At 53.1% G+C, this 24,138-nt stretch carries 31 protein-coding genes and 1 pseudogene; 24 read left to right on the forward strand and 8 right to left on the reverse strand.

Annotated features, from left to right (window positions below):
- The first annotated feature begins 26 nt into the window (after nt 1-26).
- Nucleotides 27-368 carry a hypothetical protein gene (locus O9K67_RS10140; RefSeq protein ID WP_148654717.1) on the forward strand — a complete coding sequence of 114 codons (342 nt, stop codon included), beginning with the start codon at nt 27-29 and terminating at the stop codon, nt 366-368.
- A 20-nt stretch (nt 369-388) separates the two neighbouring features.
- On the opposite strand, the gene O9K67_RS10145 is transcribed toward O9K67_RS10140, so the two are convergent.
- Nucleotides 389-949: a DUF2441 domain-containing protein gene (locus tag O9K67_RS10145; protein WP_128299330.1), complete on the reverse strand. Its 561-nt coding sequence runs from the start codon at nt 947-949 to the stop codon at nt 389-391.
- A gap of 249 nt (nt 950-1,198) precedes the next feature.
- Between O9K67_RS10145 and O9K67_RS10150 the strand changes: the two genes are divergently transcribed.
- Both O9K67_RS10150 and O9K67_RS10155 read left to right on the forward strand, forming a co-directional pair.
- Nucleotides 1,199-1,969 (forward strand): DNA adenine methylase, encoded by a 771-nt coding sequence (locus tag O9K67_RS10150; RefSeq protein WP_061496753.1) that lies wholly within the window; start codon nt 1,199-1,201, stop codon nt 1,967-1,969.
- Nucleotides 1,970-2,026: 57 nt separating this feature from the next.
- Nucleotides 2,027-2,293: a hypothetical protein gene (locus tag O9K67_RS10155; protein ID WP_061496751.1), complete on the forward strand. Its 267-nt coding sequence runs from the start codon at nt 2,027-2,029 to the stop codon at nt 2,291-2,293.
- 120 nt (nt 2,294-2,413) lie between these two features.
- Here the strand turns inward: O9K67_RS10155 and O9K67_RS10160 are convergent, their stop codons facing one another.
- Nucleotides 2,414-2,779, reverse strand: coding sequence for a helix-turn-helix domain-containing protein (locus tag O9K67_RS10160; protein ID WP_054181123.1), 366 nt, complete (start codon nt 2,777-2,779; stop codon nt 2,414-2,416).
- An 89-nt stretch (nt 2,780-2,868) separates the two neighbouring features.
- Here O9K67_RS10160 and O9K67_RS10165 point away from each other — a divergent pair, with 89 nt between their 5' ends.
- From O9K67_RS10165 to bglB, 19 genes and pseudogenes are all read left to right on the forward strand, one after another.
- Nucleotides 2,869-3,057, forward strand: coding sequence for a DNA-binding protein (locus tag O9K67_RS10165; protein WP_045285382.1), 189 nt, complete (start codon nt 2,869-2,871; stop codon nt 3,055-3,057).
- A 52-nt stretch (nt 3,058-3,109) separates the two neighbouring features.
- The gene (locus O9K67_RS10170; RefSeq protein ID WP_020803508.1) at nt 3,110-3,415 is read left to right on the forward strand and encodes a helix-turn-helix domain-containing protein; all 306 of its coding nucleotides are present in this window, start codon (nt 3,110-3,112) and stop codon (nt 3,413-3,415) included.
- 9 nt (nt 3,416-3,424) lie between these two features.
- Nucleotides 3,425-4,333 (forward strand): DUF3102 domain-containing protein, encoded by a 909-nt coding sequence (locus O9K67_RS10175; RefSeq protein ID WP_061496750.1) that lies wholly within the window; start codon nt 3,425-3,427, stop codon nt 4,331-4,333.
- A gap of 3 nt (nt 4,334-4,336) precedes the next feature.
- Nucleotides 4,337-6,106 (forward strand): DDE-type integrase/transposase/recombinase, encoded by a 1,770-nt coding sequence (locus O9K67_RS10180; RefSeq protein WP_061496748.1) that lies wholly within the window; start codon nt 4,337-4,339, stop codon nt 6,104-6,106.
- Nucleotides 6,107-6,116: 10 nt separating this feature from the next.
- A complete protein-coding gene (locus O9K67_RS10185) occupies nt 6,117-7,283 on the forward strand; it encodes an ExeA family protein (RefSeq protein ID WP_061496746.1) in 1,167 nt (388 codons plus the stop codon).
- Between the two features lie 2 nt (nt 7,284-7,285).
- Nucleotides 7,286-7,555 carry a hypothetical protein gene (locus O9K67_RS10190; protein WP_000835317.1) on the forward strand — a complete coding sequence of 90 codons (270 nt, stop codon included), beginning with the start codon at nt 7,286-7,288 and terminating at the stop codon, nt 7,553-7,555.
- 24 nt (nt 7,556-7,579) lie between these two features.
- On the forward strand, nt 7,580-7,843 hold the full coding sequence (locus O9K67_RS10195; protein WP_061496744.1) for a hypothetical protein: 264 nt from the start codon (nt 7,580-7,582) through the stop codon (nt 7,841-7,843).
- A gap of 1 nt (nt 7,844) precedes the next feature.
- Nucleotides 7,845-8,456: a DUF3164 family protein gene (locus O9K67_RS10200; RefSeq protein WP_061496742.1), complete on the forward strand. Its 612-nt coding sequence runs from the start codon at nt 7,845-7,847 to the stop codon at nt 8,454-8,456.
- 78 nt (nt 8,457-8,534) lie between these two features.
- The gene (locus O9K67_RS10205; protein ID WP_061496740.1) at nt 8,535-8,747 is read left to right on the forward strand and encodes a hypothetical protein; all 213 of its coding nucleotides are present in this window, start codon (nt 8,535-8,537) and stop codon (nt 8,745-8,747) included.
- Entirely contained in the window at nt 8,737-8,940 is a 204-nt protein-coding gene (locus O9K67_RS10210) for a hypothetical protein (protein WP_061496738.1), read from the forward strand. The genes O9K67_RS10205 and O9K67_RS10210 overlap by 11 nt, the downstream gene beginning before the upstream one ends.
- Before the next feature lie 182 nt (nt 8,941-9,122).
- Nucleotides 9,123-9,809, forward strand: a complete 687-nt coding sequence (locus O9K67_RS10215; RefSeq protein WP_408612869.1) for a DUF2786 domain-containing protein — start codon at nt 9,123-9,125, stop codon at nt 9,807-9,809.
- The gene (locus tag O9K67_RS10220) at nt 9,806-10,021 is read left to right on the forward strand and encodes a hypothetical protein (RefSeq protein WP_071890037.1); all 216 of its coding nucleotides are present in this window, start codon (nt 9,806-9,808) and stop codon (nt 10,019-10,021) included. Before O9K67_RS10215 ends, O9K67_RS10220 begins: the two co-directional genes overlap by 4 nt.
- Nucleotides 10,011-10,439 carry a gp16 family protein gene (locus tag O9K67_RS10225; RefSeq protein ID WP_061496734.1) on the forward strand — a complete coding sequence of 143 codons (429 nt, stop codon included), beginning with the start codon at nt 10,011-10,013 and terminating at the stop codon, nt 10,437-10,439. Before O9K67_RS10220 ends, O9K67_RS10225 begins: the two co-directional genes overlap by 11 nt.
- Nucleotides 10,436-10,825: a Mor transcription activator family protein gene (locus O9K67_RS10230; RefSeq protein ID WP_061496732.1), complete on the forward strand. Its 390-nt coding sequence runs from the start codon at nt 10,436-10,438 to the stop codon at nt 10,823-10,825. The genes O9K67_RS10225 and O9K67_RS10230 overlap by 4 nt, the downstream gene beginning before the upstream one ends.
- Before the next feature lie 155 nt (nt 10,826-10,980).
- Nucleotides 10,981-11,547, forward strand: a pseudogene (locus O9K67_RS10235) (EscU/YscU/HrcU family type III secretion system export apparatus switch protein); the annotation flags it as partial.
- Nucleotides 11,540-13,618 (forward strand): flagellar biosynthesis protein FlhA, encoded by a 2,079-nt coding sequence (gene flhA / locus O9K67_RS10240; RefSeq protein ID WP_061496731.1) that lies wholly within the window; start codon nt 11,540-11,542, stop codon nt 13,616-13,618. The pseudogene O9K67_RS10235 and the gene flhA, both read left to right, overlap by 8 nt.
- Complete coding sequence (gene flhE / locus O9K67_RS10245) at nt 13,618-14,028, forward strand: flagellar protein FlhE (protein ID WP_061496730.1); 411 nt, start codon at nt 13,618-13,620, stop codon at nt 14,026-14,028. Before flhA ends, flhE begins: the two co-directional genes overlap by 1 nt.
- Before the next feature lie 299 nt (nt 14,029-14,327).
- Entirely contained in the window at nt 14,328-15,905 is a 1,578-nt protein-coding gene (locus tag O9K67_RS10250; RefSeq protein WP_061496729.1) for an MFS transporter, read from the forward strand.
- Nucleotides 15,906-15,915: 10 nt separating this feature from the next.
- Nucleotides 15,916-17,055 carry a beta-galactosidase BglB gene (gene bglB / locus O9K67_RS10255; protein ID WP_061496728.1) on the forward strand — a complete coding sequence of 380 codons (1,140 nt, stop codon included), beginning with the start codon at nt 15,916-15,918 and terminating at the stop codon, nt 17,053-17,055.
- Nucleotides 17,056-17,166: 111 nt separating this feature from the next.
- On the opposite strand, the gene argS is transcribed toward bglB, so the two are convergent.
- On the reverse strand, nt 17,167-18,900 hold the full coding sequence (gene argS, locus O9K67_RS10260; RefSeq protein WP_061496726.1) for an arginine--tRNA ligase: 1,734 nt from the start codon (nt 18,898-18,900) through the stop codon (nt 17,167-17,169).
- 146 nt (nt 18,901-19,046) lie between these two features.
- On the opposite strand from argS, the gene O9K67_RS10265 reads away from it, so the two are divergent.
- Nucleotides 19,047-19,607, forward strand: a complete 561-nt coding sequence (locus O9K67_RS10265) for a VOC family protein (RefSeq protein WP_061496724.1) — start codon at nt 19,047-19,049, stop codon at nt 19,605-19,607.
- A gap of 77 nt (nt 19,608-19,684) precedes the next feature.
- On the forward strand, nt 19,685-20,428 hold the full coding sequence (cutC, locus tag O9K67_RS10270) for a copper homeostasis protein CutC (protein WP_061496722.1): 744 nt from the start codon (nt 19,685-19,687) through the stop codon (nt 20,426-20,428).
- A gap of 85 nt (nt 20,429-20,513) precedes the next feature.
- Here the strand turns inward: cutC and cmoB are convergent, their stop codons facing one another.
- Genes cmoB through O9K67_RS10295 form a run of 5 tightly spaced genes read right to left on the reverse strand, consistent with a single transcriptional unit; the run spans nt 20,514 to nt 24,090 of the window.
- Nucleotides 20,514-21,485, reverse strand: coding sequence for a tRNA 5-methoxyuridine(34)/uridine 5-oxyacetic acid(34) synthase CmoB (cmoB, locus tag O9K67_RS10275; protein ID WP_061496720.1), 972 nt, complete (start codon nt 21,483-21,485; stop codon nt 20,514-20,516).
- Nucleotides 21,482-22,222, reverse strand: coding sequence for a carboxy-S-adenosyl-L-methionine synthase CmoA (gene cmoA, locus O9K67_RS10280; RefSeq protein ID WP_061496718.1), 741 nt, complete (start codon nt 22,220-22,222; stop codon nt 21,482-21,484). The genes cmoB and cmoA overlap by 4 nt, the downstream gene beginning before the upstream one ends.
- Nucleotides 22,223-22,261: 39 nt before the next feature.
- Nucleotides 22,262-22,657, reverse strand: coding sequence for an MAPEG family protein (locus tag O9K67_RS10285; RefSeq protein WP_061496717.1), 396 nt, complete (start codon nt 22,655-22,657; stop codon nt 22,262-22,264).
- 51 nt (nt 22,658-22,708) lie between these two features.
- Nucleotides 22,709-23,527, reverse strand: coding sequence for a DUF72 domain-containing protein (locus O9K67_RS10290; protein WP_061496715.1), 819 nt, complete (start codon nt 23,525-23,527; stop codon nt 22,709-22,711).
- The gene (locus O9K67_RS10295) at nt 23,524-24,090 is read right to left on the reverse strand and encodes a hydrolase (protein ID WP_061496713.1); all 567 of its coding nucleotides are present in this window, start codon (nt 24,088-24,090) and stop codon (nt 23,524-23,526) included. Before O9K67_RS10295 ends, O9K67_RS10290 begins: the two co-directional genes overlap by 4 nt.
- Between the last annotated feature and the right edge of the window lie 48 nt (nt 24,091-24,138).

Raw genomic sequence — 24,138 nt, forward strand, 5'->3', positions numbered from 1 at the left:
AATAGTGATGCGTTGGGGCAAAACGCATGATTACTTTGAAAAACGACAAGGCTGATACACCAATACCTGACTGGCCAACAACCACAGATATTTCTTTGAAGGGGAAACGTATGACTTCGGCTACTGCTAAATCCAGCTCACTCTGTCTGATGGGGATCACCTGCGATGAGTATGAAACTGCGGCAAAAATTTACACCCTCAGCGTCAATGCTGACAATCTTGCAGAGGCAATAAGAGAGATGCAGGCCGCGCTTGAGCAGGTGGAGAAAACGCCACGAATGCTCCCTGAAAATAAGCTGAAAGGAATACTCATTGGACAGATAAGGCTGACCATCAGCGCCAATCCAAAAAGCAAATCGGCTTGCTAACTACCTGCCCGTCATATTGCTCATTCCGTTACCCGCCTGCCTGTTGATGCCGGAAGTGGGATCAGTATCTCCCAGAATGGATCTTCACCATTTGCATGTGTAAGACTTTCACCTGACCAGTACAGATGCGCCCGACGATATATATCCAGAATCGGACCATCACTGTTAAGCAGTCTCATATCACCACGGTGAACAGGGTTCTGGTTCCTTACTTCATATATCGGCGCTGTCCGTATTCCATCATCACCACGTTCGTTGGCCAGCAATTCCCTGAATTGTTTAACCTCACTGATTTCCTGACAGGCAAACAGCGACTGATATCGGGACGGTTTATCAGGAAAGTCGCTACGCCGTACAAGTTCAAGGATGAGACCAATCAGTAAGGCGTTGTCCCTTTGATGGTCTTCATCGAAAAGCGCAGGATTATAGAGATAGTTATGGCCGTGCTTCGACAACCCATCGGGATGTATTTGATTAAGAAATTCAGCCAGCTCTGGCTGTTTGGGGGTGTGGTGACGCAGCGTTATCTCATGAAATGGAAACAGACTATTTGCAGAATCGAGCGTGTAATACTTTTCCAACGGAAGGTACATCCTTATCAAATCAGCTAAATGACGTGCTCTTATGCCGCCATCCAGTAAACCGCATTAATAGCCGCCGAACATCCCAAAACCGCATCCTGGCAGTGAAAGAACGACCAGCCCGGTGCTCGAACACCGGGCTGGCCATCAACCCACAGGTATGCACTGTGAGCCGACCAGGGTTCAGTCAGTCTCGCGAGACCAGACTAGCCTGCCATATTTTCACTGATTGCAAAAGGCTTACGGATAATGAAAGAACAATCTTTGCCCATCGTTCCCTGGATTGGCGGAAAACGTCGTCTGGCGAAGCATATTTTACCGCTGTTTCCGGCCCATACCTGCTATGTGGAGCCGTTCTGCGGAGCAGCTGCACTTTATTTTCTTAAGACACCCAGCAAGATCGAAGTCATTAACGATATCAACGGTGAGCTGGTGAATCTGTATCGGGTGGTAAAACATCACCTGGAAGAGTTTGTCCGCCAGTTCAAATGGGCACTGGTCAGCCGTCAAATTTACAAATGGCTACAGGATACGCCGGAAGAGACACTCACCGACATTCAGCGGGCGGCCCGGTTCTACTACCTGCAGAAACAGGCATTTGGAGGCAAGGTCGCCGATCACACATTCGGTACCTCTACAACCAGTGCGCCGCGCTTCAATCTGCTGCGTATTGAGGAAGAACTGTCGATGGCACATCTGCGCCTGTCGAGAACGCTGATAGAACATCTGGACTGGCACCAGTGCATAGAGCGATATGATCGCCCGCATACGCTGTTTTACTGTGACCCGCCATACTGGGGAACAGAGGGCTATGGTGTGGATTTTCCGATAGGGAACTACATCCACATGTCGGAACTGGCGCGGAACATCAAAGGGAAAATGATTATATCGGTGAACGATATCCCTGAAATGCGGCAGGCGTTCAACGGACTGAACATTCAGACAGTTGATATCAGCTACAACCTGAAGGTCACAGGTAAAGCTACGCCACAGAAAGAATTAGTGATTTGTAATTTTTAATTAAATAGAATCGTTAATAGGTCGCCGAATTTGAACCAACTTACAATGGATAACGCTATGAAATTTAAGATCGCTGTTCTGATTTCTACCTTTTTAGTCGCTGGAAATACTATGGCTGATAGCGTCATGAAAGCTGAATTTCATTCAATACAAGAATGTCTGTCAGCTATAAAGGCAAATGGTGGCGAACCACTCAAAATCATTCAGGATAAGCCAGATATGGTGACTGGACGATTGCCAAACGAGAAAATGTTCGCCTGCGAAAAGAAAGAGACAGGGTCTAAAGGCACTTACTTTGAAGGTTGGTTTATGGTCAAAGATTGACAGTTTTGTCGTGGCAAGAGCTTAGGCCTTGCCACCTTACTTTTTTTTGATAAGCCTTTCCCGATAAGCCGCTAACTCAACCACATTCCCTTTACCGTGAAATCCTTATAAGCCCTCTCCCTACCCAGCAAACTTGCTTGGTTTTGGTTGAGTGAGGACTTTGCCGACCTCAAGAATAGCCCTCCGCTGCTCAGGACTCATATCATCAAACGCATCCATCAGAGCCTGTTTCTCCGTTGATATACCCTGCACTGATGAAGTCCCATCTCCCAAGATAAATTGTTCGCCAACACCTGTGAGAAGCCAATTGAGGTTTATACCCAACTGTGTGCATAGCTTCGTTAGGCCTGCAATATTAGGTTCCCTGTCGCCATTCAAATAGCTTTGAGCGGTACGGTAAGGTAGCTCGCAAATCTCAGCGAACTCTTTGATTGAGCTGATTTTCTTTTGTTTTAGTACTTCTTTCAATCGCTCAGCTATACACATTTGCGTCTCTTTCGTTGCTTTATACACGTTTGTGTATATAATCTATCACACATAAGGCAAACATCATTGCATCAACAAAGGAGACAACGATGACTGCAGAACAAGTCAAATCACTCTTCCGCCAGCGCGGGGTCACTTTCACCCGCTGGGCTGAAGAAAACGGCTACAGCCGCAATGAGGTCTACCGTGTTCTTAACGGCTTCACCAAAGCTCGTTACGGCAAATCACACGAAATTGCAGTGAAGCTGGGTCTGAAATCAGATTCGAATGCGGCGTAACGTTTTAGCCCGTGTAACAGATTATCACATATCGCAAAAAGGGGAATGTGACATGAGTAAGGCAAATGTATCCAGTTCTGGCTCCCGCATTCTGCGCGTTCTTAAAGCACTGCGTGGCCACGCCCTGAACGGTGTTTCTAACGGTGAACTGGCATCGGCTCTGGGCGAGTCCCCGGCGAATATCAATCGGGCACTCAATACCCTTATCGAAGAGGGACTGGCCCTGAAACTGGATAACGGGCGCTTCGCCCCTGGAGTCCAGCTCTTACAAATCGCCATGGCGCACAGCACCGAGATGGCGCGGGCGCAGGATCGTATTAATGAAATCAACCAGCGTGTTATGGCTGGCAGTCGCTAAGGAGTTGAAATGGGACGCACAAAATCACAACCAGTTGAACTAATGGAAGATGCACCGCTGAGTGATGGCCTCAACGTTAGTCTTAATGCCATGACTGAACATCGCCTGGAAATAATGCAACAGTTTGGAGAAGGTCTGCCTTACGAACGTGATCGCATTGTCCATGAGACAAAGTTCTATATGGCTCAATCAGCCGAAGCCATGTTAGAGGCTGGTAAACGGCTGATTATTCTTAAGGAATGCGAACCGCATGGCGATTTCTCTCGCATCATCACTGAACAGCTGGGTCTTGCAGAAAGAACTGCAAGGTTGGTCATGCAAGCTGCAGTTAAATATTGCTCACCGGAATTAGAACCAAAACGGCAAGCGCTTGCCGTTTTGGGGAAAACAAAGCTGTTTGAGTTGATGACCGAAGATGATGGAGACCTGGTCGAATTAGCCGATGGCGGTACGATTGCTGGTATGAGTCTTGATGATATTGATCGCATGACAAGCCGCGAACTGAAAGCGGCCCTGCGCGAAGCGCGCGAAACCAACGCAGCACAACAGCGCGTACTGGCCGACAAAAACGAAAAAATCGACTCGCTTTCCACAAAACTGGAGAAGAAATCCCGTATTCAGCCACCCAAACCTGACGAAGAGGTGAAGAAGCTGCGCGCGGAAGTGACGGCGTTAGCGGTTGAGGCGGAATCTGCCATCGCCGTTCGACTGTCCAGCGCCTTTGAGACCCTGTGCGCATACTGCGCTGAAAACATGATTGACACCCCCAGAGACTTTATGGCGGGTCTGGTCTGCCAGCTGGAAAGCACCGCGCGTAGCCTGCGCTCCACATTTGACCTGCCGGACGAGCCGACAGGCAACGCCGCCCCTTCATGGCTGACTGACCCGACGCCAGAGATTAACGGGCAGGAGGCATAACCCATGAGTGCCGCCCTGACTGAACGACTGGTTTATGTTGCCCGCGCGGCACGTGACGCGGGGCATGGTAAGCGTGGTGCGATATATGATGCCGCCTGCGCTGAACTGGGCATGTCCCGCGCCACCCTGCTGCGCAAGCTGAAGGAGGTATCAGTGACTGACAAACGTAAAAAACGCGCCGATGCCGGGCGCAGTGCCCTGAGCCGCGACGAAGCCGCGCTGATATCTGCCACGTTGCGCGAGGCCACCCGTAAAAACGGTAAGCGCCTGTATTCCATCGCGGATGCGGTGGAGACCCTGCGGTCAAACGGCTTTATCACTGCTGGCAGAACGGACGAGGCCACCGGCGAGTTTTTCCCGCTGTCCGAGGACACCATCAGCCGCGCCCTGCGGAACTATGGTCTGCACCCGGAACAGCTTGACGCACCGGCCCCGTCATCCGAGATGGCCAGCCTGCATCCCAATCACGTCTGGGAGATTGATGCCTCACTTTGTACGCTTTACTACCTGAGCAACGGCCATAAGGGGCTGCAGGTGATGGACAGCGCGAAGTTCTACAAAAACAAGCCTGCCAACATCGCCCGCATCGCCAGTGACCGCGTGTGGAGTTATGAGATTACCGACCATACCAGCGGCTGGATCTACATTGAGTACGTGATGGGTGCGGAGTCCGGTGAGAACCTCTGTTCTGTTCTTATTAACGCCATGCAGGAACGCGGCGGCGCGGACGTGCTGCACGGCGTGCCGAAAATACTCTACCTTGACCCCGGCTCGGCGAACACCGCTGGCATGACGAAAAACATGTGCCGCTCACTGGGTATCAACCTGATAGCGCACAAACCGCATAACGCCCGCGCCACCGGGCAGGTGGAAAAGGCGCGTGACATTATCGAGCGCAAGCTGGAGCCGGGTCTCAAGTTCCAGCCGGTTCACAGTCTGGAAGAGCTGAACGCGCTGGCCGTGAAATGGCGCAGCCACTTTAACGCCACGGCTGTTCACAGCCGCCACGGTAAAACCCGCACGGATATCTGGCTGAAAATTACTGCTGACCAGCTGAAAAAAGCGCCATCCGTTGAGGTTTGCCGCGAACTGGCGGTGGCCGCACCGGAACTCCGTAAGGTCACGCCAAAACTGCGCGTCTCGTTCCGGGGCAATGAGTTTGACGTTTCGACGGTACCGGGCGTACTGGTCGGCGAAAAACTGATGATTACCCGTAACCCGTGGCGCAGCGATGTGGCGCAGGTGGTACTGACCGGTGAGGACGGCCACGAGACGTTCTTCCTGGTCGAAGAGGTCAGAAAGAACGAGTTCGGCTTTGCCGAAAGCGCGGCGGTATTTGGCGAAAGCTACAAAGCCCTGCCGGAGACCCCGGCGCAGACGGCGGCAAAAGAAATCGAAGAGCTGGTCACCGGCACCGATAACGCTGCCGATGCAGCTGCTGCACGCAAGGCGAAGGCGCTGCCGTTCGGCGGGCAACTTGACCCGTACAAACATATCGACGACACCACGCTTCCGGCCTATATGCCGAAGCGCGGTCAGGCTTCAGACGTGCGCGGGCCGCGTATTGAGCAGCGTCCCATGACCCATGTGGAGGCGGCGAAAGCCCTGCGCGAGAAGTTTGGCGCTAACGGCCATACCTGGACGTCGGAACATTACCGCCAGTTAGCGGCACAGTACCCGGACGGCGTACCGGAAGCCGTGCTGGATGAGGTCATGGTCACCCTGACCACTCCGGCCCGCAACAGCGTTATCAGCATCGTTAACGGTAACTGAGGAGGAAGGCATGCTGGTACTGAAGCAACAACTGAAAGAGGCCCGCATCCCGCAGGCGGCGGTGGCAAGAGCCGTCGCCGTTTCCGAGGCCACGCTGGCCCAGATTGTGAACCATAACGAGTGGCCCCGCACCAGCCCCGAAGAGGTGCGCCAGCGTCTGGCGTCCTGGCTGGAAAGTCAGGGGATTGATACAGCGAAGAGTTTTGATGCTGCACAGGGCGCAGCCACGCCCCGTACAGCGGGTACTACCGATAAAACCAACCTCAGTGAGGAAGAGAACATGTTACTCAAAAAGCAGGTGTTATTTCCAGCAACCAAAAAAGCGTTTGGCCTTTTCCGTGACCCGTTCGCCGATGAAGCCATGCAGGGCGCGGACGATGTGTTCACCACGCCGGATATCCGCTACGTGCGTGAGGCACTGTTCCAGACCGCCCGCCACGGTGGCTTTCTGGCGGTTATCGGCGAGTCCGGCGCGGGTAAATCCACGCTGCGCCGCGACTTGATTGAACGCGTCAACCGCGAGAACGCGCCGGTGATTGTTATCGAGCCATACATCATCGCCATGGAAGACAACGACGTGAAGGGCAAAACCCTCAAGGCCGCTGCGATCGCCGAGGCCATCATCAGCACCATCGCACCGCTGGAGAGTATCAAACGCAGCCAGGACGCCCGTTTCCGCCAGTTGCACCGCGTCCTGAAGGACAGCAGTCAGGCGGGTTTCAGCCATGTTCTGGTGATTGAGGAGGCCCACAGCCTGCCCATTCCGACGCTGAAGCACCTTAAACGCTTCTTCGAACTGGAGTCCGGCTTCAAAAAACTGCTGTCCATCGTGCTGATTGGCCAGCCTGAGCTGGCGGACAAACTGTCCGAACGCAACATGGAAGTCCGTGAGGTCGTCCAGCGCTGTGAGGTGGTTGAACTGCTGCCGCTGGACAACAGCCTGGAAGAGTTTCTGACGTTCAAACTGCAACGCGCCGGTAAGCAGCTGGCCGACATAATGGATGCCAGCGCAGTGGAAGCCATCCGCGCCCGTCTGAGCAATCTGGGCAGTAACCGTAAAAGCATGGTCAGCCTGCTGTATCCGCTGGCCGTCAGCAACCTGGTGATAGCCGCCATGAATCTGGCTGCTGAAATCGGGGTTCCGCAGGTCAACGCCGACGTCGTTAAAGGGGTTTAATCATGAAATCCATCGCCGATATCAACCAGCAGATGAACAAGGTGCAGTCCGCCATTATGGCGCTCAACGCCATGAACACTACCGTGCAGAGCGTCATGATTGCTGGCAGTAAGCCGGTTATCCGTATCGCCCGCAACGGGCACTGTGCCCGCCTGCTGGAGCAGGGCAAAGCGAGTTATACCCATGTTGGCCATGACGGCTCAGGGCGCTTTCGTCAGGGCGTCTTTGAACTGCATGGCTGCCGCATTACCTGGTCAGAGTCATTACATTAACCGCGATAAAACTCAGGAGGCAGTATGAGTGATTTTATTCTTGTTGATATAAGCGCTGAGGCTAAGGTTCGCTACAAAAAGCGAGTCAATATGAAGCGGGAAGATTACGAAAAGTATCTTTCCATATGTGAAGAATGGTCAGGTGATACCGAAGATAAAATTGCTGAGATAGCAGTGGAATATGGCTTTTTTGCCGAAAATGAGGACATCGAAGATATTGATGACCCGGAAAATGTTGAATTCGAACCGGTTCTAGCCAAAAAAGAAATTACTGTCGAGGATAAATAATATGTCAAATATAAATCAGGCTGAATATATGAAAGACCGCAAGGGGCGTCTGGTGCCAGTTGACCAGGTGTCTGACTATGACCTTGCGATGGATTCCTTTGTCCGGGAACAGGTCGCTGCCGCGAAGGTTAAACGCGATGAACTTAGCGCCTTCAAAAATCGCACGTTTGATGACTGCTATGCCTGGCTTGACCTGGCTGCGGAAAAATATGGCAGAAAGCGCGGCGGAGCCAAGGGCAACGTGACCTTCAGCAGCTTCGATGGCAAACAGCAGATCACCATCCGTGTGCAGGACTCCCTGACGTATGGCCCTGAAATGCAGATCGCCAAAGACCTGATGGATGAGTGCATGATGGAATGGTCTGAAGGCGCTAACGCCAATCTCGTGGCCATTATTAAAGATGCGTTTCAGGTTGACCAGGAAGGCAAGCTTAATATTTACCGCATCCTGTCCCTTCGCCGCATCAAGATTGACGACGAGCGGTGGCGTAAAGCCATGGATGCCGTAGCGGAATCCTTACTGGTTGCAGTATCGAAAACCTATATTAATTTCCGCGAAAAGGATAAAGACGGGCGGCTGGTAAATATTTCGTTAGATATCGCTGCTATTTAATTTTAATTCACTTTCTTTTTATTTCGGCGTCAGCGCCGTGGGCTTCTGCACGCCGAAAACAGCATTAAGGAATAAATCATGTCCATCAAATGTTCCAACTGTAAGAAAGGTATCACTACCCTGAAGTTCAGCGACGCCAGCGTCATTACCTCAGTCAAATACCATGTACCAGCCGTCCTCATCACGCTGGTATGCCCTCACTGCAGTCAGCACTACTACACAGAAGTCCCGGCAATGGAATTCATCCCCTGTGAAATGAAGCAACGACAGGAGGCATCCGATGAAAATTAATCCGGCAGCGACGACTTGTTTACAACGAATAAAGACTTTGAACGCTGATAACCAGCGTTCGGTCAGGGTTAATCTCGGTGTACTTAAAGTGGCTCGCAGTGAAATCCTGGCCCATGTTGCGATAAACGGAAAAGGCGTCATGACCGATATGGTGCTCCATGCGTTAGACCACGCGATTAAGGAGGGCCGGTAATCATGTGGGTACTTATTTTGTGGATGTTCACATCAGGTACTGAAGGCGAAGGCCTTGTCATAACATCTCCGGAATTTACCACTGAGAGTGCCTGCAGGGCAGCATTCCAGGAAGTTAAACGCGTCAATGCCGGTGAAATTTATCTACGCGGTGTATGCACACCAAAGGACTAAATCATGCCAATGACTGATAAAGAGAAAGTGCTGGAAAAGTTAAAAAAACTTCTGGCGCTGTCAAAATCTGATAATCCCCATGAAGCCTCACTGGCACTGCAGCGTGTTCAGAAACTGATGCAGGCATACGGCATTACCCGTGACGATATCGCACTCAGTGATATAGACGAAAGCATTAGCAACTACTGGGCTGCAGGCAGCGTTAATCCACCACGATACATGCTGGGTCTGCTGGGCATCATCCAGGCTGCCTTTGGTGTGGAATCTATTATTCATTCAGGTCATAAACCCAGCGTTGGCTTTTACGGTAATAAAGACCGCGTTGAGCTGGCGTCTTATACCTGGGATGTTCTCGCCCGACAGCTTATTACGGCGCGAAAAAACCACATCGGGCAGCAGAATAAAAGAATCAAAAGCACGACAAAGACCAGCCGTGGCGACAAATTTGCCGAAGGCTGGGTACTGGCCGTGCGTAGTGAAGTGCAATTGTTTGCTATGACCCGTGAGGAACGGGAGCTGGCTCAACTCTGGCTCGAACAGAAATACCCGGATTCAGGCACAACTACGGGCCGTGAAGCTGGAAAATCACGTGACGCGGATATGTCGCGCCATATCGGTTACAGAGAAGGGGAAAACGTCCGCCTGCATCAGCCTGTCAGCGGGCATGAGCAGCGGAAGCTGGGGAGTGGCTTATGATGGCTGAATATATTGTATGCGCCCTGTTCTGGTACTGCCTCGTGGGGTGGTGTAATGCTGAGCTGCACCGCCATTCAGGTTTTTGTTCAAGATACAGCGGTGCTAAATACTGGATTAGCTGGGCGGTAATGCTCCTTTGCTGGCCTGTAGCCCTTCCTTTATATGTTGACTATGTCAGGGGAAAATCAAAAGGTGAGGTCGATGATGACTAAACAGCGCCTCATTCAACTTATTCATATTGCCCGCAGCGACCTCCATATGGATGAGGATACCTACCGCCAGATGCTGCAGGGGCTGACCGGCAAAGCCTCGACCAAAGGGATGGATATCACACAGCTAAACAGCGTGCTGGAATCCATGAAAAAGAAAGGTTTTCGCGTTAAGCCTGCCGGGAAATCCAGGTCCGGTTTACCGCTGGATAGCCATCCTCAGTCAAAGAAAATCCGTGCACTATGGCTTGAAATGGCTGCGGCAGGTGTCGTCCGTGACAGTTCAGAGCAGGCGCTGGCGCTATGGGTTAAACGGGAAACGGGCATCAGCGCATTACGCTGGCTCAGCAATGAGCAGGCAAGTAGCGTTATTGAGAAACTGAAAAAGTGGCAGCGCAGAGCTGCGGGAGTGAAGCAATGAGCGACCTGAATCAGTTTCGTAGTAAAGGGCCGGAACTGTTGGTGGAACTGGCACAGCACACCTCTGAGACCGTCCGCGAGATTATTGATATCGAACCAGCAGTTGCCGACCAGATTGGTCAGGCCGTCGCGAACCGCATGATGCAGGTCTGGGGCGGGCAAAACGTCTATTTCCCGATGGGCATGGTCTGGAAGGTCAGCCAGCGCGACCGTGAAATTTTCCTGGAGTTTGACGGGCGCAACCATCACGAACTGGCCCGTAAATTTGGTGTTTCGATACAGTGGGTGTACAGCGTGGTGAAGCGGATCAGAAAAGAAGAACTGGATCGGATGCAGGGCAAACTGTTTGATGGTGAACCCGATGCCGATACGGGGAAAAAGGAGTAATATCTGTAATCAGGCTGGTGCGAGTTCTGTTTTTTTTCGGGCCGGTCTGATTTTCACATACTGTAAGGTTATTGCATATTCCATCCAGTCTCTTCCCATGTTGACCCAGTTCTTCCCATAATTATCTCACTTATTCCCTGTCATTTATCTCAAGTCTAATCACGTTGAGCATTATCCCGATGGTGGGATTTGACGTCTTCTGGCAGATCTACAGTCATTTGAAAAAACTGCGCATGTCTCGTCAGGATATCCGCGACGAATTTAAACAGAGTGAAGGCGACCCGCATGTGAAGGGCCGTATTCGCCAGATGCAGCGTGCGGCGGCGCGCCGCCGGATGATGGCCGATGTGCCAAAAGCCGACGTGATTGTTACCAACCCGACGCACTACGCCGTGGCGTTGCAGTATGACGAGAATAAAATGAGCGCGCCTAAAGTGGTGGCGAAAGGGCAGGGTCTGGTGGCATTACGCATTCGCGAACTGGGCACTGAAAATCGCGTACCCATTTTGGAAGCACCGCCGCTGGCGCGCGCACTCTATCGCCACGCTGAGATCGGTCAGCAAATCCCCGGTCAGCTCTATGCGGCAGTTGCCGAAGTGCTGGCGTGGGTATGGCAGTTGAAACGCTGGCGTTTGTCAGGCGGACAACGACCCGTTAAACCTGAGAATCTTCCGGTGCCAGAGGCGCTGGACTTTTTGAACGAGAAGGATACTGATGGCTAATCTGGTAGCAATGCTGCGTCTGCCCAGCAATCTGAAATCGACCCAATGGCAGATCCTTGCCGGGCCGGTGCTCATCATGCTTATTCTGTCGATGATGGTGCTGCCGCTGCCAGCGTTTGTCCTCGATCTGCTGTTTACCTTTAACATCGCGCTGTCGATCATGGTGCTGTTGGTGGCCATGTTCACCCAGCGTACCCTGGAATTCGCCGCGTTCCCGACCATCCTGCTGTTCACAACCTTGCTACGCCTGGCGCTGAACGTTGCATCGACCCGTATCATTCTGATGGAAGGGCATACCGGTTCTGCAGCAGCAGGGCGAGTGGTAGAAGCTTTCGGCCACTTCCTCGTTGGCGGTAACTTCGCTATCGGTATTGTGGTGTTTGTGATCCTCGTCATCATCAACTTCATGGTTATCACCAAGGGTGCCGGACGTATCGCTGAAGTGGGCGCGCGTTTCGTGCTCGACGGGATGCCGGGTAAACAGATGGCGATCGACGCGGACCTTAACGCCGGGATCATTGGTGAAGACGAAGCAAAACGCCGCCGTTCAGAAGTGACGCAAGAAGCGGACTTCTACGGTTCAATGGACGGTGCGAGTAAATTTGTTCGCGGGGATGCCGTCGCCGGTATCCTGATTATGGTGATCAACATCATCGGTGGTCTGCTGGTAGGGGTTTTGCAGCATGGCCTGTCGATGGGCGACGCGGCTGAAAGTTATACCCTTCTGACCATCGGTGATGGCCTGGTTGCGCAGATCCCTGCGCTGGTTATCTCCACGGCAGCGGGCGTTATTGTCACACGCGTCAGCACTGATGAAGACGTCGGCCAGCAAATGGTGGGGCAACTCTTCTCTAACCCGCGCGTAATGATGCTGAGTGCAGGTGTACTGGGTCTGTTAGGCCTGGTGCCTGGCATGCCGAACCTTGTGTTCTTGCTGTTTACCGGTGCGTTGCTCGGCCTTGCCTGGTGGTTGCGTGGTAAAGAACAGAAAGCGCCAGTAGAGGCCGCGCCGGTCAAATTACCAGAAAACACGCAAGCGGTGGAAGCCACCTGGAGCGATGTACAGCTTGAAGACTCGCTGGGTATGGAGGTCGGCTATCGTCTGATACCGATGGTAGACTTCCAACAGGATGGTGAATTGCTGGGACGTATTCGCAGTATTCGTAAGAAATTCGCGCAGGACATGGGCTTTCTGCCGCCAGTGGTGCATATCCGCGACAATATGGATTTACCACCGGCCCGTTATCGTATTCTGATGAAAGGGGTTGAAATCGGTAGCGGTGAGGCGTATCCGGGCCGCTGGCTGGCGATTAACCCAGGCACCGCAGCCGGCACGTTGCCCGGCGAACAGACCGTCGACCCTGCTTTTGGCCTGGCAGCTATCTGGATCGAGAGTGCGCTGAAAGAGCAGGCGCAGATCCAGGGCTTTACGGTGGTCGAAGCCAGTACCGTGGTAGCGACGCACCTCAACCATTTAATTGGTCAGTTTTCATCGGAATTGTTTGGCCGCCAGGAAGCACAACAGTTGCTTGACCGTGTAAGCCAGGAAATGCCGAAGCTGACCGAGGATCTGGTGCCGGGTGTGATCACGCTGACCACTCTGCATAAAGTGCTGCAAAACCTGCTTGCCGAGAAAGTGGCTATTCGCGATATGCGTACGATTCTGGAAACGCTGGCAGAGCACGCGCCGGTGCAGAACGATCCGCACGAACTCACTTCTGTGGTGCGCGTGGCGCTGGGTCGGGCTATCACCCAACAGTGGTTCCCGGGTAATGATGAAGTTCAGGTGATTGGTCTTGATACGCCGCTGGAGCGTTTGCTATTACAAGCCCTTCAGGGCGGTGGCGGCCTGGAGCCAGGACTGGCCGACCGTCTGCTCGAACAGACTCAGGAAGCGCTGGTACGCCAGGAAATGTTGGGCGCGCCGCCGGTGCTGCTGGTTAACCATGCGTTGCGTCCGTTGCTGGCCCGCTTCTTACGTCGCAGCCTGCCACAACTGGTTGTGTTGTCGAATATGGAAATGTCGGATAACCGCAATATTCGTATGACGGCTACTATCGGAGGGAAGTAATGCGTTATCTCGCCTGGTTAATTGCGTTACCGTTGTTTGCTCACGCTGTCGGAGAAGGCGCGTGGCAGGCCAGCAGTATTGGCATTACGCTGAATAATCGTGGTGTGTCCGCCTCTTCAGCGCCGCTGGCTTCATCACAACCGGTGAATGGATTAATGACGCTGGTTGCCTGGCGTTATGAACTCAATGGGCCGACCCCGGCGGGCTTAGTCGTTCGCCTCTGTTCTCAAACACGTTGTGTTGAACTTGATGGTCAGAATGGGACTACCACCGGCTTTACCGGTGTTCCGGCTATTGAACCTCTGCGTTTTGTCTGGGAAGTCCCGGGTGGCGGGCGCCTGATACCTGCGTTGCAAGTACAGAGTAATCAGGTGATCGTCAATTACCGCCAACCTGCCAATAACGGGTAACCGTTTCGTTGTTAACTTGCGCAATCAGTTAGTCTTTTTCGCCGCTTAAATCCTGCCGTCTGGCAGGATTTTGCTGTCGACATCTCATTTTTGACCCCCTCTTTTGAAGCAAGAGAAACGCTGTTTTATAAATCAGTGAAGCGTGTAATGGCTCTCTTTGCATTTTTGCCAGGGCCGCCCGTTTACTGGCAGAAACAGAAAGGTTTCCCATGGCGCATCCTCTTACTTTAGCCGTGTAAGCATTTCCTTTGGCCAGCCGTAATGCCAGGGGTCCCCAATAATGAATAGGGTTGACGGCAATGAAAACACGAAAAATTGGATTGGCTAATTACCTCGCCTACGGTTCAGGCGACTTTCTGGGGGCGGGTACGACCGCGTTGACCGCAGCATGGTTACTTTATTTCTACACAACCTTCTGTGGCCTGACGCCTATCGAAGCGACATTTATCTTTGCAGCCGCGAGGGTGCTGGATGCTGTCGTCAGTCCGCTGATGGGCTTTTTAACCGATAACTTCGGCACGACCTGGCTGGGTAAACGCTTTGGTCGTCGTAAGTTCTTTATCCTGCTCGGTATTCCCTGCGTTTTCAGCTATTCGATGATGTGGATAGGGGAGATGAGTTTCTGGTATTACCTGCTGACCTATCTGTTGTTCGATGTGGTTTACACCATGATTCTGGTGCCGTACGAAACGCTGGTACCGGAAATGACGGATGACTTTAAACAGAAAACTAAATTCTCCGGGGCGCGCATTTCTATGGCGCAAATGTCGGCGATTCTGGCCTCTTTCCTGCCTGGAGTTCTGCTGACACACTTCGGTAAAGAAAACCCGATCTCCTTCTTCTATGCAAGCCTGGTGTTCTCGGTACTGTGCGCATTGATGCTGACGTTTGTCTGGTGTTTCACCTGGGAACGCCCGCGTGAAGAGTGGACCGAAGCGGCTCTGCGTGCAGAGGAAGAGAAAAAGAGCCTCACCCTGGGGCAGAGTCTGCGCCGCCTGTTTGTTGAACTTAGTTCAACGCTGCGTATTAAAATTTTCCGTCAGCACCTCGGTATGTACCTCGGTGGTTATATCGCACAAGACGTATTTAACGCGGTGTTCACCTATTACGTGGTGTTTGTGCTGATGCAAGAAGCCTCTCTCGCGTCTAACCTGCTTGGCACGATGGCAATTTTCCAGTTTATCGCTGTTATCGCCATGATCCCGCTGTGCATCCGTTTCGGGCCTGCGCCGTCGTACCGTATGGTTGTGGTGTTGTTTGGTCTGAGTGCTGCCTCTTACGGCATCCTTTATTGGGCGGGATTAAGCGACATTTACGCGTTACTGCTGCTGGTTTCTGCCGTTGCGGGTCTGGGCCGGGGCGGCATCAACTATGTTCCGTGGAATACCTACACCTACATCGCCGATATTGACGAAGTGGTAACCGGCCAGCGTCGCGAAGGTATTTTCGCCGGCATTATGACCCTGACACGCAAAGCCTCGCAGGCGGGTGCGGTGATGCTGGTAGGGATTGTGATGCAGGCGTCGGGCTTTGTTTCCGGGCAAAAAACGCAGGTACCGGAAGTGAGCCATACCATCCTGATGATCATGTGCTTTGGCACCATTGCGGTGCTGTGCTGCGGCTTCCTTGTCTCGCTGCGCTTTAAGCTGAACCTGAAAACGCACAGCGTGTTGCGCGAAGAGACGGCCAAAATGCGCCAAAGCGGTCGCGCAATGCCAGAAAGCATCACGCCACAGGCACGTGAAACCGTGGAGATGCTGGCGGGTATGCCATACGAATCGCTGTGGGGCAATAACAATATCGGCTACCTGAATCGGAATAAACCAGCCGCACCCTCCCTGAAGAAAGGCGCGTCACTGAAATCGACTTATAACTGAGGTGAGAAATATGAAGGTTTGGCCTGTCAAACACAGTCCGTTATTGCGTCAGCCAGAGCGGTTTATCGCCCGTGATGAACTGAAGGCATTGATTCGCAAGATCACGCATAACCTCGTGAATATACATGATAACACCGGCGAGTTTTTATTGCGGCTCGACGATGGGCGTGTGATTGATACCAAAGGCTGGGCTGGCTGGGAGTGGACTCATGGTGTCGGTTTGTACGGCATGTATCAGTATTATCGCCAGACAGGGGATGAAACCGTCCGTGAGCTGATTGATAACTGGTTCGCCGAGCGCTTTGCTGAAGGTGCTACCACGAAGAACGTCAACACCATGGCCCCCTTTCTGACGCTGGCGTATCGCTATGAGGAAACCGGCAACCCGAGCTATCTGCCATGGCTTGAAAGCTGGGCTGAGTGGGCGATGTATGAGATGCCACGCACTGAGCATGGCGGTATGCAGCACATCACACTGGCGGAGGAAAACCACCAGCAGATGTGGGACGACACCCTGATGATGACGGTCCTGCCGCTGGCAAAAATCGGTAAGCTGCTTAACCGGGCAGAGTATGTTGAGGAAGCGGTATATCAGTTCCTGCTCCATGTGCAGAACCTGATGGACAGAGAAACCGGCTTGTGGTTTCACGGCTGGAATTACGACGGGCAGCACAACTTCGCCCGCGCCCGCTGGGCGCGCGGCAATAGCTGGCTGACTATTGTGATCCCGGATTTCCTCGAACTGGTGGATCTGCCGAAAAATAACGCGGTACGCCGCTATCTGGTGCAGGTGCTGAATGCGCAGATCGCTGCCCTTGCCAGCTGCCAGCACGAGAGTGGGTTGTGGCACACGCTGTTGGATGATGCCGACTCTTATCTGGAGGCCTCCGCTACCGCCGGGTTTGCGTACGGCATATTAAAAGCGTTGCGTAAGCGCTATATCAGCGCGGATTACGCGGAAGTGGCAGAGAAAGCAGTGAAGGCAATTGTGGGTCACATTTCGCCGGAAGGGGAGTTGTTGCAGGTATCGTTTGGTACCGGGATGGGCAGTAATCTGGCGTTTTATCGCCAGATCCCACTGACGTCCATGCCGTATGGCCAGGCGATGGCGATGCTCTGTTTGACGGAGTATTTGCGCAAATATTTCTGACAATACGGCAAAAGAAAAACCCCGGAACGCCGGGGTTTTTTATGCCTGACAATGAGGGCAAATGCGATTGTGCAGGGCGGGTAATGTGTGTCAGCCACCCGGCATTAGCGCTTACATACGCTCGACAGTCTCGATCCCCAGCGTATCCAGACCCAGCTTCAGCGTTTTCGCGGTCAGCAGGGCCAGTTTCAGGCGGCTAAGGCGGATTTCGTCGCTGTCCGCGCTGAGGATCGGGCAATGCTCATAGAAACCGGAGAACAGACCTGCAAGATCATACAGATAAGCACACATCACATGCGGTGTGCCTTCGCGGGCAACCACGCTCAGGGTTTCTTCAAACTGCAACAGACGTGCGGCCAACTGTGATTCACGCTCTTCGCTAATCATCACCGGGGCGTTTTCCAGCACGCTCTCTTCAATGCCCGCTTTGCGGAACACAGACAACACACGGGTGTATGCATATTGCATATAAGGCGCGGTGTTGCCTTCGAAGGCCAGCATATTGTCCCAATCAAACACGTAGTCAGTGGTACGGTTTTTCGACAGATCGGCATATTTCACGGCGCCAATACCGACAGCATTCGCCAGTTTTTCCAGCTCATCGGCAGGCATATCCGGATTTTTCTCCGCCACCAGGCGACGGGCGCGCTCCAGCGCTTCATCCAGCAGATCGGCAAGTTTAACCGTGCCGCCCGCGCGGGTTTTGAACGGTTTGCCATCTTTGCCCAGCATCATGCCGAACATATGGTGCTCCAGCGGAACGGAATCCGGCACATAGCCTGCTTTGCGGACAATCGTCCACGCCTGCATCAGGTGTTGGTGCTGGCGGGAGTCGATGTAATAAAGCACGCGATCGGCATGCAGCGTTTCATAACGGTACTTGGCGCAGGCGATATCCGTGGTGGTGTAAAGGTAGCCGCCATCTTTTTTCTGAATGATGACGCCCATCGGCTCGCCTTCTTTATTCTGGTACTCGTTGAGGAATACCACCGTCGCACCTTCACTCTCTACCGCCAGGCCTTTCGCTCGCAGATCGGCAACAATACCTGGCAGCATCGGGTTATACAGACTTTCACCCATCACATCTTTACGGGTCAGGGTGACGTTTAAGCGTTCATAGGTTTTCTGGTTCTGACTCATGGTGATGTCAACCAGCTTGCGCCACATTTCGCGGCAGTACTCGTCGCCGCCCTGCAGTTTTACCACATATCCGCGCGCGCGTTCGGCAAAGGCGGCATCTTCGTCATAATGCTTTTTGGCTTCACGGTAGAAGCCCTCCAGGTCGGCCAACGCCATTTCACCTGCATTTTCCTGCTGTTGCAGCTCCAGGTAGGCGATCAGCATACCGAACTGGGTACCCCAGTCGCCGACGTGGTTCGCGCGAATCACGTTATGACCGAGAAATTCAAGCGTACGTACGGATGCATCACCGATAATGGTGGAACGCAGGTGACCAACGTGCATCTCTTTTGCCACGTTCGGTGCAGAGTAATCGATAACGATGGTTTGTGGCTGCGGACGAGTGACGCCCAGACGATCCGATGCCAGCGCCAGGGTGACCTGTTGCGCAAGAAATTCCGGCGCAAGAAAAATATTGATAAAGCCAGGACCGGCAATTTCAACTTTGCTGGCAATCCCGTCCAGAGAGAGGTGCGTCAGGACCTGCTCGGCCAGTTGTCGCGGCGCCATGCCCAGTTTTTTTGCAACTGCCATCACGCCATTAGCCTGATAGTCGCCAAACTGAACTTTTGCGGACTGACGTACCTGCGCTTCGCAATCTGCGGGGGCGCCTGCATCAATCATGGCCTGACTGACTTTTTCTGAGAGAAGAGCCTGAATATTCACCGGGATACCTTACATTTAGGACGCCGCGTAACAGGGGCGGCGTCCGGGTGTTTAATAAAGGCGGGAGTATACTGCAAATGCCCGGTGGCGTCAGCACTGCATAACACGGTAGATTATGCGCTTTGTTATGACTTACGGGCACTGTTATGAGTAATTGGCAAACTATCGAAGAGTTGCAGGATATCGTGGAAGATTTGCCGCGTTTCACTGACGACTTGCAGAAATTTACTACCCGTCTTGGACTGAATATTGCACCATTAAACGCCGACCATATTTCGCTACGTTGTCATCAAAATACCACCGCAGAGCGCTGGCGGCGCGGTTTTGAACGGTGTGGTGAACTGCTCTCGGAGAACAGGATTAATGGTCGACCGATTTGCCTGTTTAAACTGCATGAACCGCTGTGTGTTGCGCACTGGCAATTCACCGTCATTGAGCTGCCATGGCCAGGTGAAAAACGGTATCCCCACGAAGGCTGGGAACATATCGAGATCGTATTGCCGGGGGCGCCGGAGACATTGAATGCGCGCGCGCTGGCGCTTTTGGCGGACGAAGGCCTGAGCCAGCCGGGGGTGTCAGTAAAAACCAGTTCACCCAAAGGCGAGCGTGAGCGTCTGCCAAACCCAACGCTGGCGGTGACAGATGGCAGGGTGACGGTGAAATTTCACCCCTGGACGATTGAAGACATCGTCGCCAGCGAGGGGTGACACACCGCCTGTGAAGGTGAGCAAAAACCGGCTGAACGAAACAAGCCACAAGCCATGATAAAGAAAAGGGAGGAGTGATGAGCATACTGGAAATTTGTTGTTATGGCGTCGAAGACGCGGTAATCGCTCAGCAGTCCGGTGCAGATCGCATTGAATTTTGCGCAGCACCGAAAGAAGGGGGCTTAACCCCGTCCTATGGCGCGCTGAGAAGCATTCGCCAGGCGGTGACGATTCCGGTGCATCCGATAGTGCGCCCGCGCGGCGGTGATTTTTGCTATCGCAAAGATGAATTTGCCACCATGCTTGATGATATTCACTTTCTCCATAAGCTCGGCTTTCCCGGCCTGGTCACCGGTATTCTTAATGAGGACGGCGATGTTGATTTGGCGCGAATGCGTGACGTGATGAGCGCGGCGCAGGGAATGGCGGTTACTTTTCATCGGGCTTTCGATATGTGCGCCGATCCTGTGCAAGCCCTTGATTCATTAGCGGAGTTAGGCGTTTCGCGCATTCTGACGTCAGGGCAACAGGCGTCGGCGGAAAAAGGACTTTCATTAATCAGGGAACTTAATGCCCGGTCCGGTGTTCCAATCATTATGGCAGGCGCAGGTGTGCGTCCGGATAACCTCTCACTGTTCCTTTCTGCAGGCGTAAAAGAGGTACATAGCTCGGCAGGCAATTGGACAGCGTCGCCGATGCGTTATCGCAATAAGGGGTTGTCGATGTCTTCAGATGCCAGTGCGGATGAATATGCCCGCTATGGCGTTGACGGAAATACAGTGGCGTTGATGAAGCAGATGATGGTTGCTTATCACCCCTGAAACCAGTTTTTACCGCGCATCATGTCGCCCAATGTGATGTTTGCTTGTACCAGGCCCCTGCCATTAACAGGGGCCTTTTTTTATCTTACGGTTTACGGGCAATCAGCACAGCACGCAGTGGCGCGGGATAGCCTTCAATGGTTTTTGTGGTGTCTGTCGGGTCGAGGAAATCCGCCAGCGACTCGCTGGTCATCCATGACGTGCGCCGTTGCTCGTTGCTACTGGTAACACTCATATCGACGATACGCACATCGACAAAACCGCATTTCTCCAGCCAGTTTTTCAGCGCCAACGCGGAAGGAATAAAATAGACGTTGCGCATCTGCGCATAGCGATCGCCGGGCACCAGAACGGCATGTTCATCACCTTCGATCACCAGTGTTTCCAGCACCAGTTCACCCTCTTTAACCAGTTGATCTTTTAACTGCCACAGATGTTCCAGCGGTGAGCGGCGATGATAGAGCACACCCATCGAAAAGACGGTGTCAAAGGCATTGAGCGCCGGTAGTTGTTCGATTCCCAGTGGCAACAAATGGGCGCGACGATCGTCGCCCAGTAACTTACGCACGGCTTCGAATTGACACAAAAAAAGCTGTGTTGGATCAATCCCAACAGCGAGCTGCGCGCCTGCGCCAATCATGCGCCACAGGTGATAACCGCTACCGCATCCAACATCGAGGATTGTGCGCCCGGTCAAATCAGAGAGATGCGGCAGAACACGTTCCCACTTCCAGTCGGAACGCCATTCGGTATCGATATCAATACCGTAGAGTGAAAAGGGTCCTTTACGCCATGGCATCAGATTGCGCAGCAGGGTTTCCATCCCTTTTAGTTGCCCCGCACTCAGCGGTTCAGCGCTGGACGCACTTACGCCATGAACCAAATCCAGTTCCGCTGGTGTGATAAGAGGCAAAAACTCAACAGCGTTGTTCCACTGTTTAAACTGTCCGTGCAGTGCTTCACGTTGCCAGGCGGAGAGTTGGGCGGGCAGGGTATCCAGCCAGTGAGCTAAGGGGCCCACGGCAATTTGCTGATAAAAACGACCAAACTCAATCATGCAGCATCCGCCTTCAGGGCTACCAGAGAGCCAAAGTTAAAGCACTGGAACCACAGCTCGCTGTGTTCAAAACCGGCGGCGCGCAGACGGGCTTTATGCGTTTCAACGGAATCCGTTAACATGACGTTTTCCAGCATGCTGCGTTTCTGACTGATTTCCAGCTCGCTGTAACCGTTCGCACGTTTGAAGTCATGGTGCATGTTGAATAACAGTTCGCCGACGACGCTGTCTTCAAAACTGAATTTCTCCGACAGTACCAACGCGCCACCGGGGTTCAGCCCTTGGTGGATCTTCTTCAATAGCGCCAGACGATCGTCGGGTTCGAGAAATTGCAGGGTAAAATTGAGCACGACCATTGAGGCGTTTTCGATGGGAACATCGCGGATATCGCCTTCAATAACGCTAACCGGCGTTGGGGCTTTATAAGCATCGATGTGGCGGCGGCAACGTTCAACCATCGCCGGGGAGTTGTCCACCGCGATAATTTTGCACGCCGGGTGTGCAATGTTACGGCGCACGGAGAGCGTAGCGGCGCCCAGCGAACATCCCAGATCGTAGACCTGCGTAGCGGGCTGCACGAAGCGCTCCGCCAGCATGCCGATCATCGAAATAATATTGGAGTAACCCGGTACGGAACGCTGGATCATATCCGGGAAGACTTCGGCTACCCGTTCATCAAAAGTCCAGTCACCCAGGCTGGCGATAGGCGCGGAAAAAAGCGTGTCGCGGTGAGACATAGTGTAAATATCCGGGAAAACAAAGGGGCGTATTGTGCGCTAATGCAGGGAGAAAACCAACTCCCAGGGCATATACCACAGGTTTGCCAGCACCATCAGCACCAGCGAACACCAGGTGGCACTCATGCCGGAACGACGCCAGCGAAACAGCCGATGATAGTAGCCGTAATAATGCATCAGGCGACCTGCGATCAGCAGCAACCCGCAAACATGAACCATCCAGGTTTGCGCGCCGTCCATCTCCATAAAGAGCAGCAGGATGAGCGCAATGGGTATGTATTCTACCGCGTTGCCATGGATACGAATCGCGCTTTGTAGCTCGCTAAATCCGCCATCCCCATAGCTTACGCGATACTGCATACGCAGACGTACCACATCATATGAAAACTTCAGCAGCAACAACGCACCCAACACGGCATAAAGCGCGCTAACCATACTAACTCCCTTTAAGGCTTGGTGACCGCTTTACAATGATAGGGGGTTCAGTCAGAAAAGAGAAGATTGCCGGGGAATGGCGGGCGCGTCGCCAATGCAGGGCAGTACTGTATATAAATCCTGCCATAGCGTTTCTACCAGTTCCGGTGCCTGGGCAATATCCGGCGTGTGTAAAAAGAGATAGGGCGTGGTGGTTTGCTCCCAAAGCGGCAATTTACTGAGCCATACGGCAAACAATTCCCGGTTTTGTTGCATATTATCGCTGCCGATAAAACGCACCAGCGGGTTGTTAGCGGTGACCAGCGCATGTACCGGGACTTTGGGTTTTTTACGCTGTGCTTCTTTAACGGCTTCACTGTGTGCGACGGCACTGTGCACCGGACGGCTATCCAGGATCACCCGATTAACGCCGCGGGCATGAAGCCCCTGATTCAGCGCTTTTTCTTCCTCGCCTTTGGCAAAAAAAGTTGGATGCCGGACTTCAACACCATAAGTAAACGCTGGCGGCAAACTGTCAATAAAAGCCCACAGCGCAGGTAAATCCTGCGGTCCGAACGTGGCAGGCAACTGGATCCAGTACTGACCAATACGGTTTGCCAGCGGTGACAGGCGGGTAAAAAATTCCGTGGTCAGGTCAGCGCAGTTGCGCAGCGCCGCCTGGTGGGAAATGGTCGCAGGGAATTTAAAGCAGAAGCGAAAATCGTCGGTGGTTTGATCGCGCCAGCGGCTTACTACCTCTGCTTTGGGCAGAGCATAGAGCGTGGTATTGCCTTCGACGCAATTAAAATGCCGGGCATACTCTTCGAGACTGGTGATGCCAAGGCGCACCCATTTCGGGTGCGACCACTGCGGCAGGCCGATATAAATCATAATGCGTTGATGATCTCATCCGTGCTGCGAACACGGCCAATACGTGGAAAAATGTAAGTCATACTGCCTTGATGTTGTTCGTTACTGCCCGCGCTGCAAGCATCTTCTGCGATCACCAGCGAGAAGCCGAGCTCCCAGGCATTACGGGCGGTGGATTCGACGCCAATATTGGTCGAAATACCGCACAGCACAATGGTGTCAATGCCGCGACGGCGTAATTGCAACTCCAGGTCGGTACCGTAGAACGCGCCCCATTGGCGTTTTGTCACTTCGATGTCGCTCGCTTTTTTACCCAGCGCGACCGGGTAATCCCACCAGTTTGCAGGTAGAGCATGACCACCGACCGGAGCATCTACCGGCTGTTTCAGCGCTTCAGCGAAATCCACTGACCAGCCGACGCGCACCAGCACGACCGGCGCACTTTTGGCGCGAAATGTGTCCGCCAACGCAGCGGCACGTTGAACCACCTCCTGCGCCGTATGCGGGCCACCGGCGAAAGGCAGGATGCCTTCCTGCAAATCGATCACGACCAGCGCGGTTTTCTCAGCGTTGAGTTCCAGCATATTAACTCCTGAAAAATGAATGACGTCGGTAGCTACCTTACGCGTTGT

The sequence above is a fragment of the Kosakonia oryzendophytica genome (genome assembly GCF_027886705.1).
Classification (GTDB): domain Bacteria; phylum Pseudomonadota; class Gammaproteobacteria; order Enterobacterales; family Enterobacteriaceae; genus Kosakonia; species Kosakonia oryzendophytica.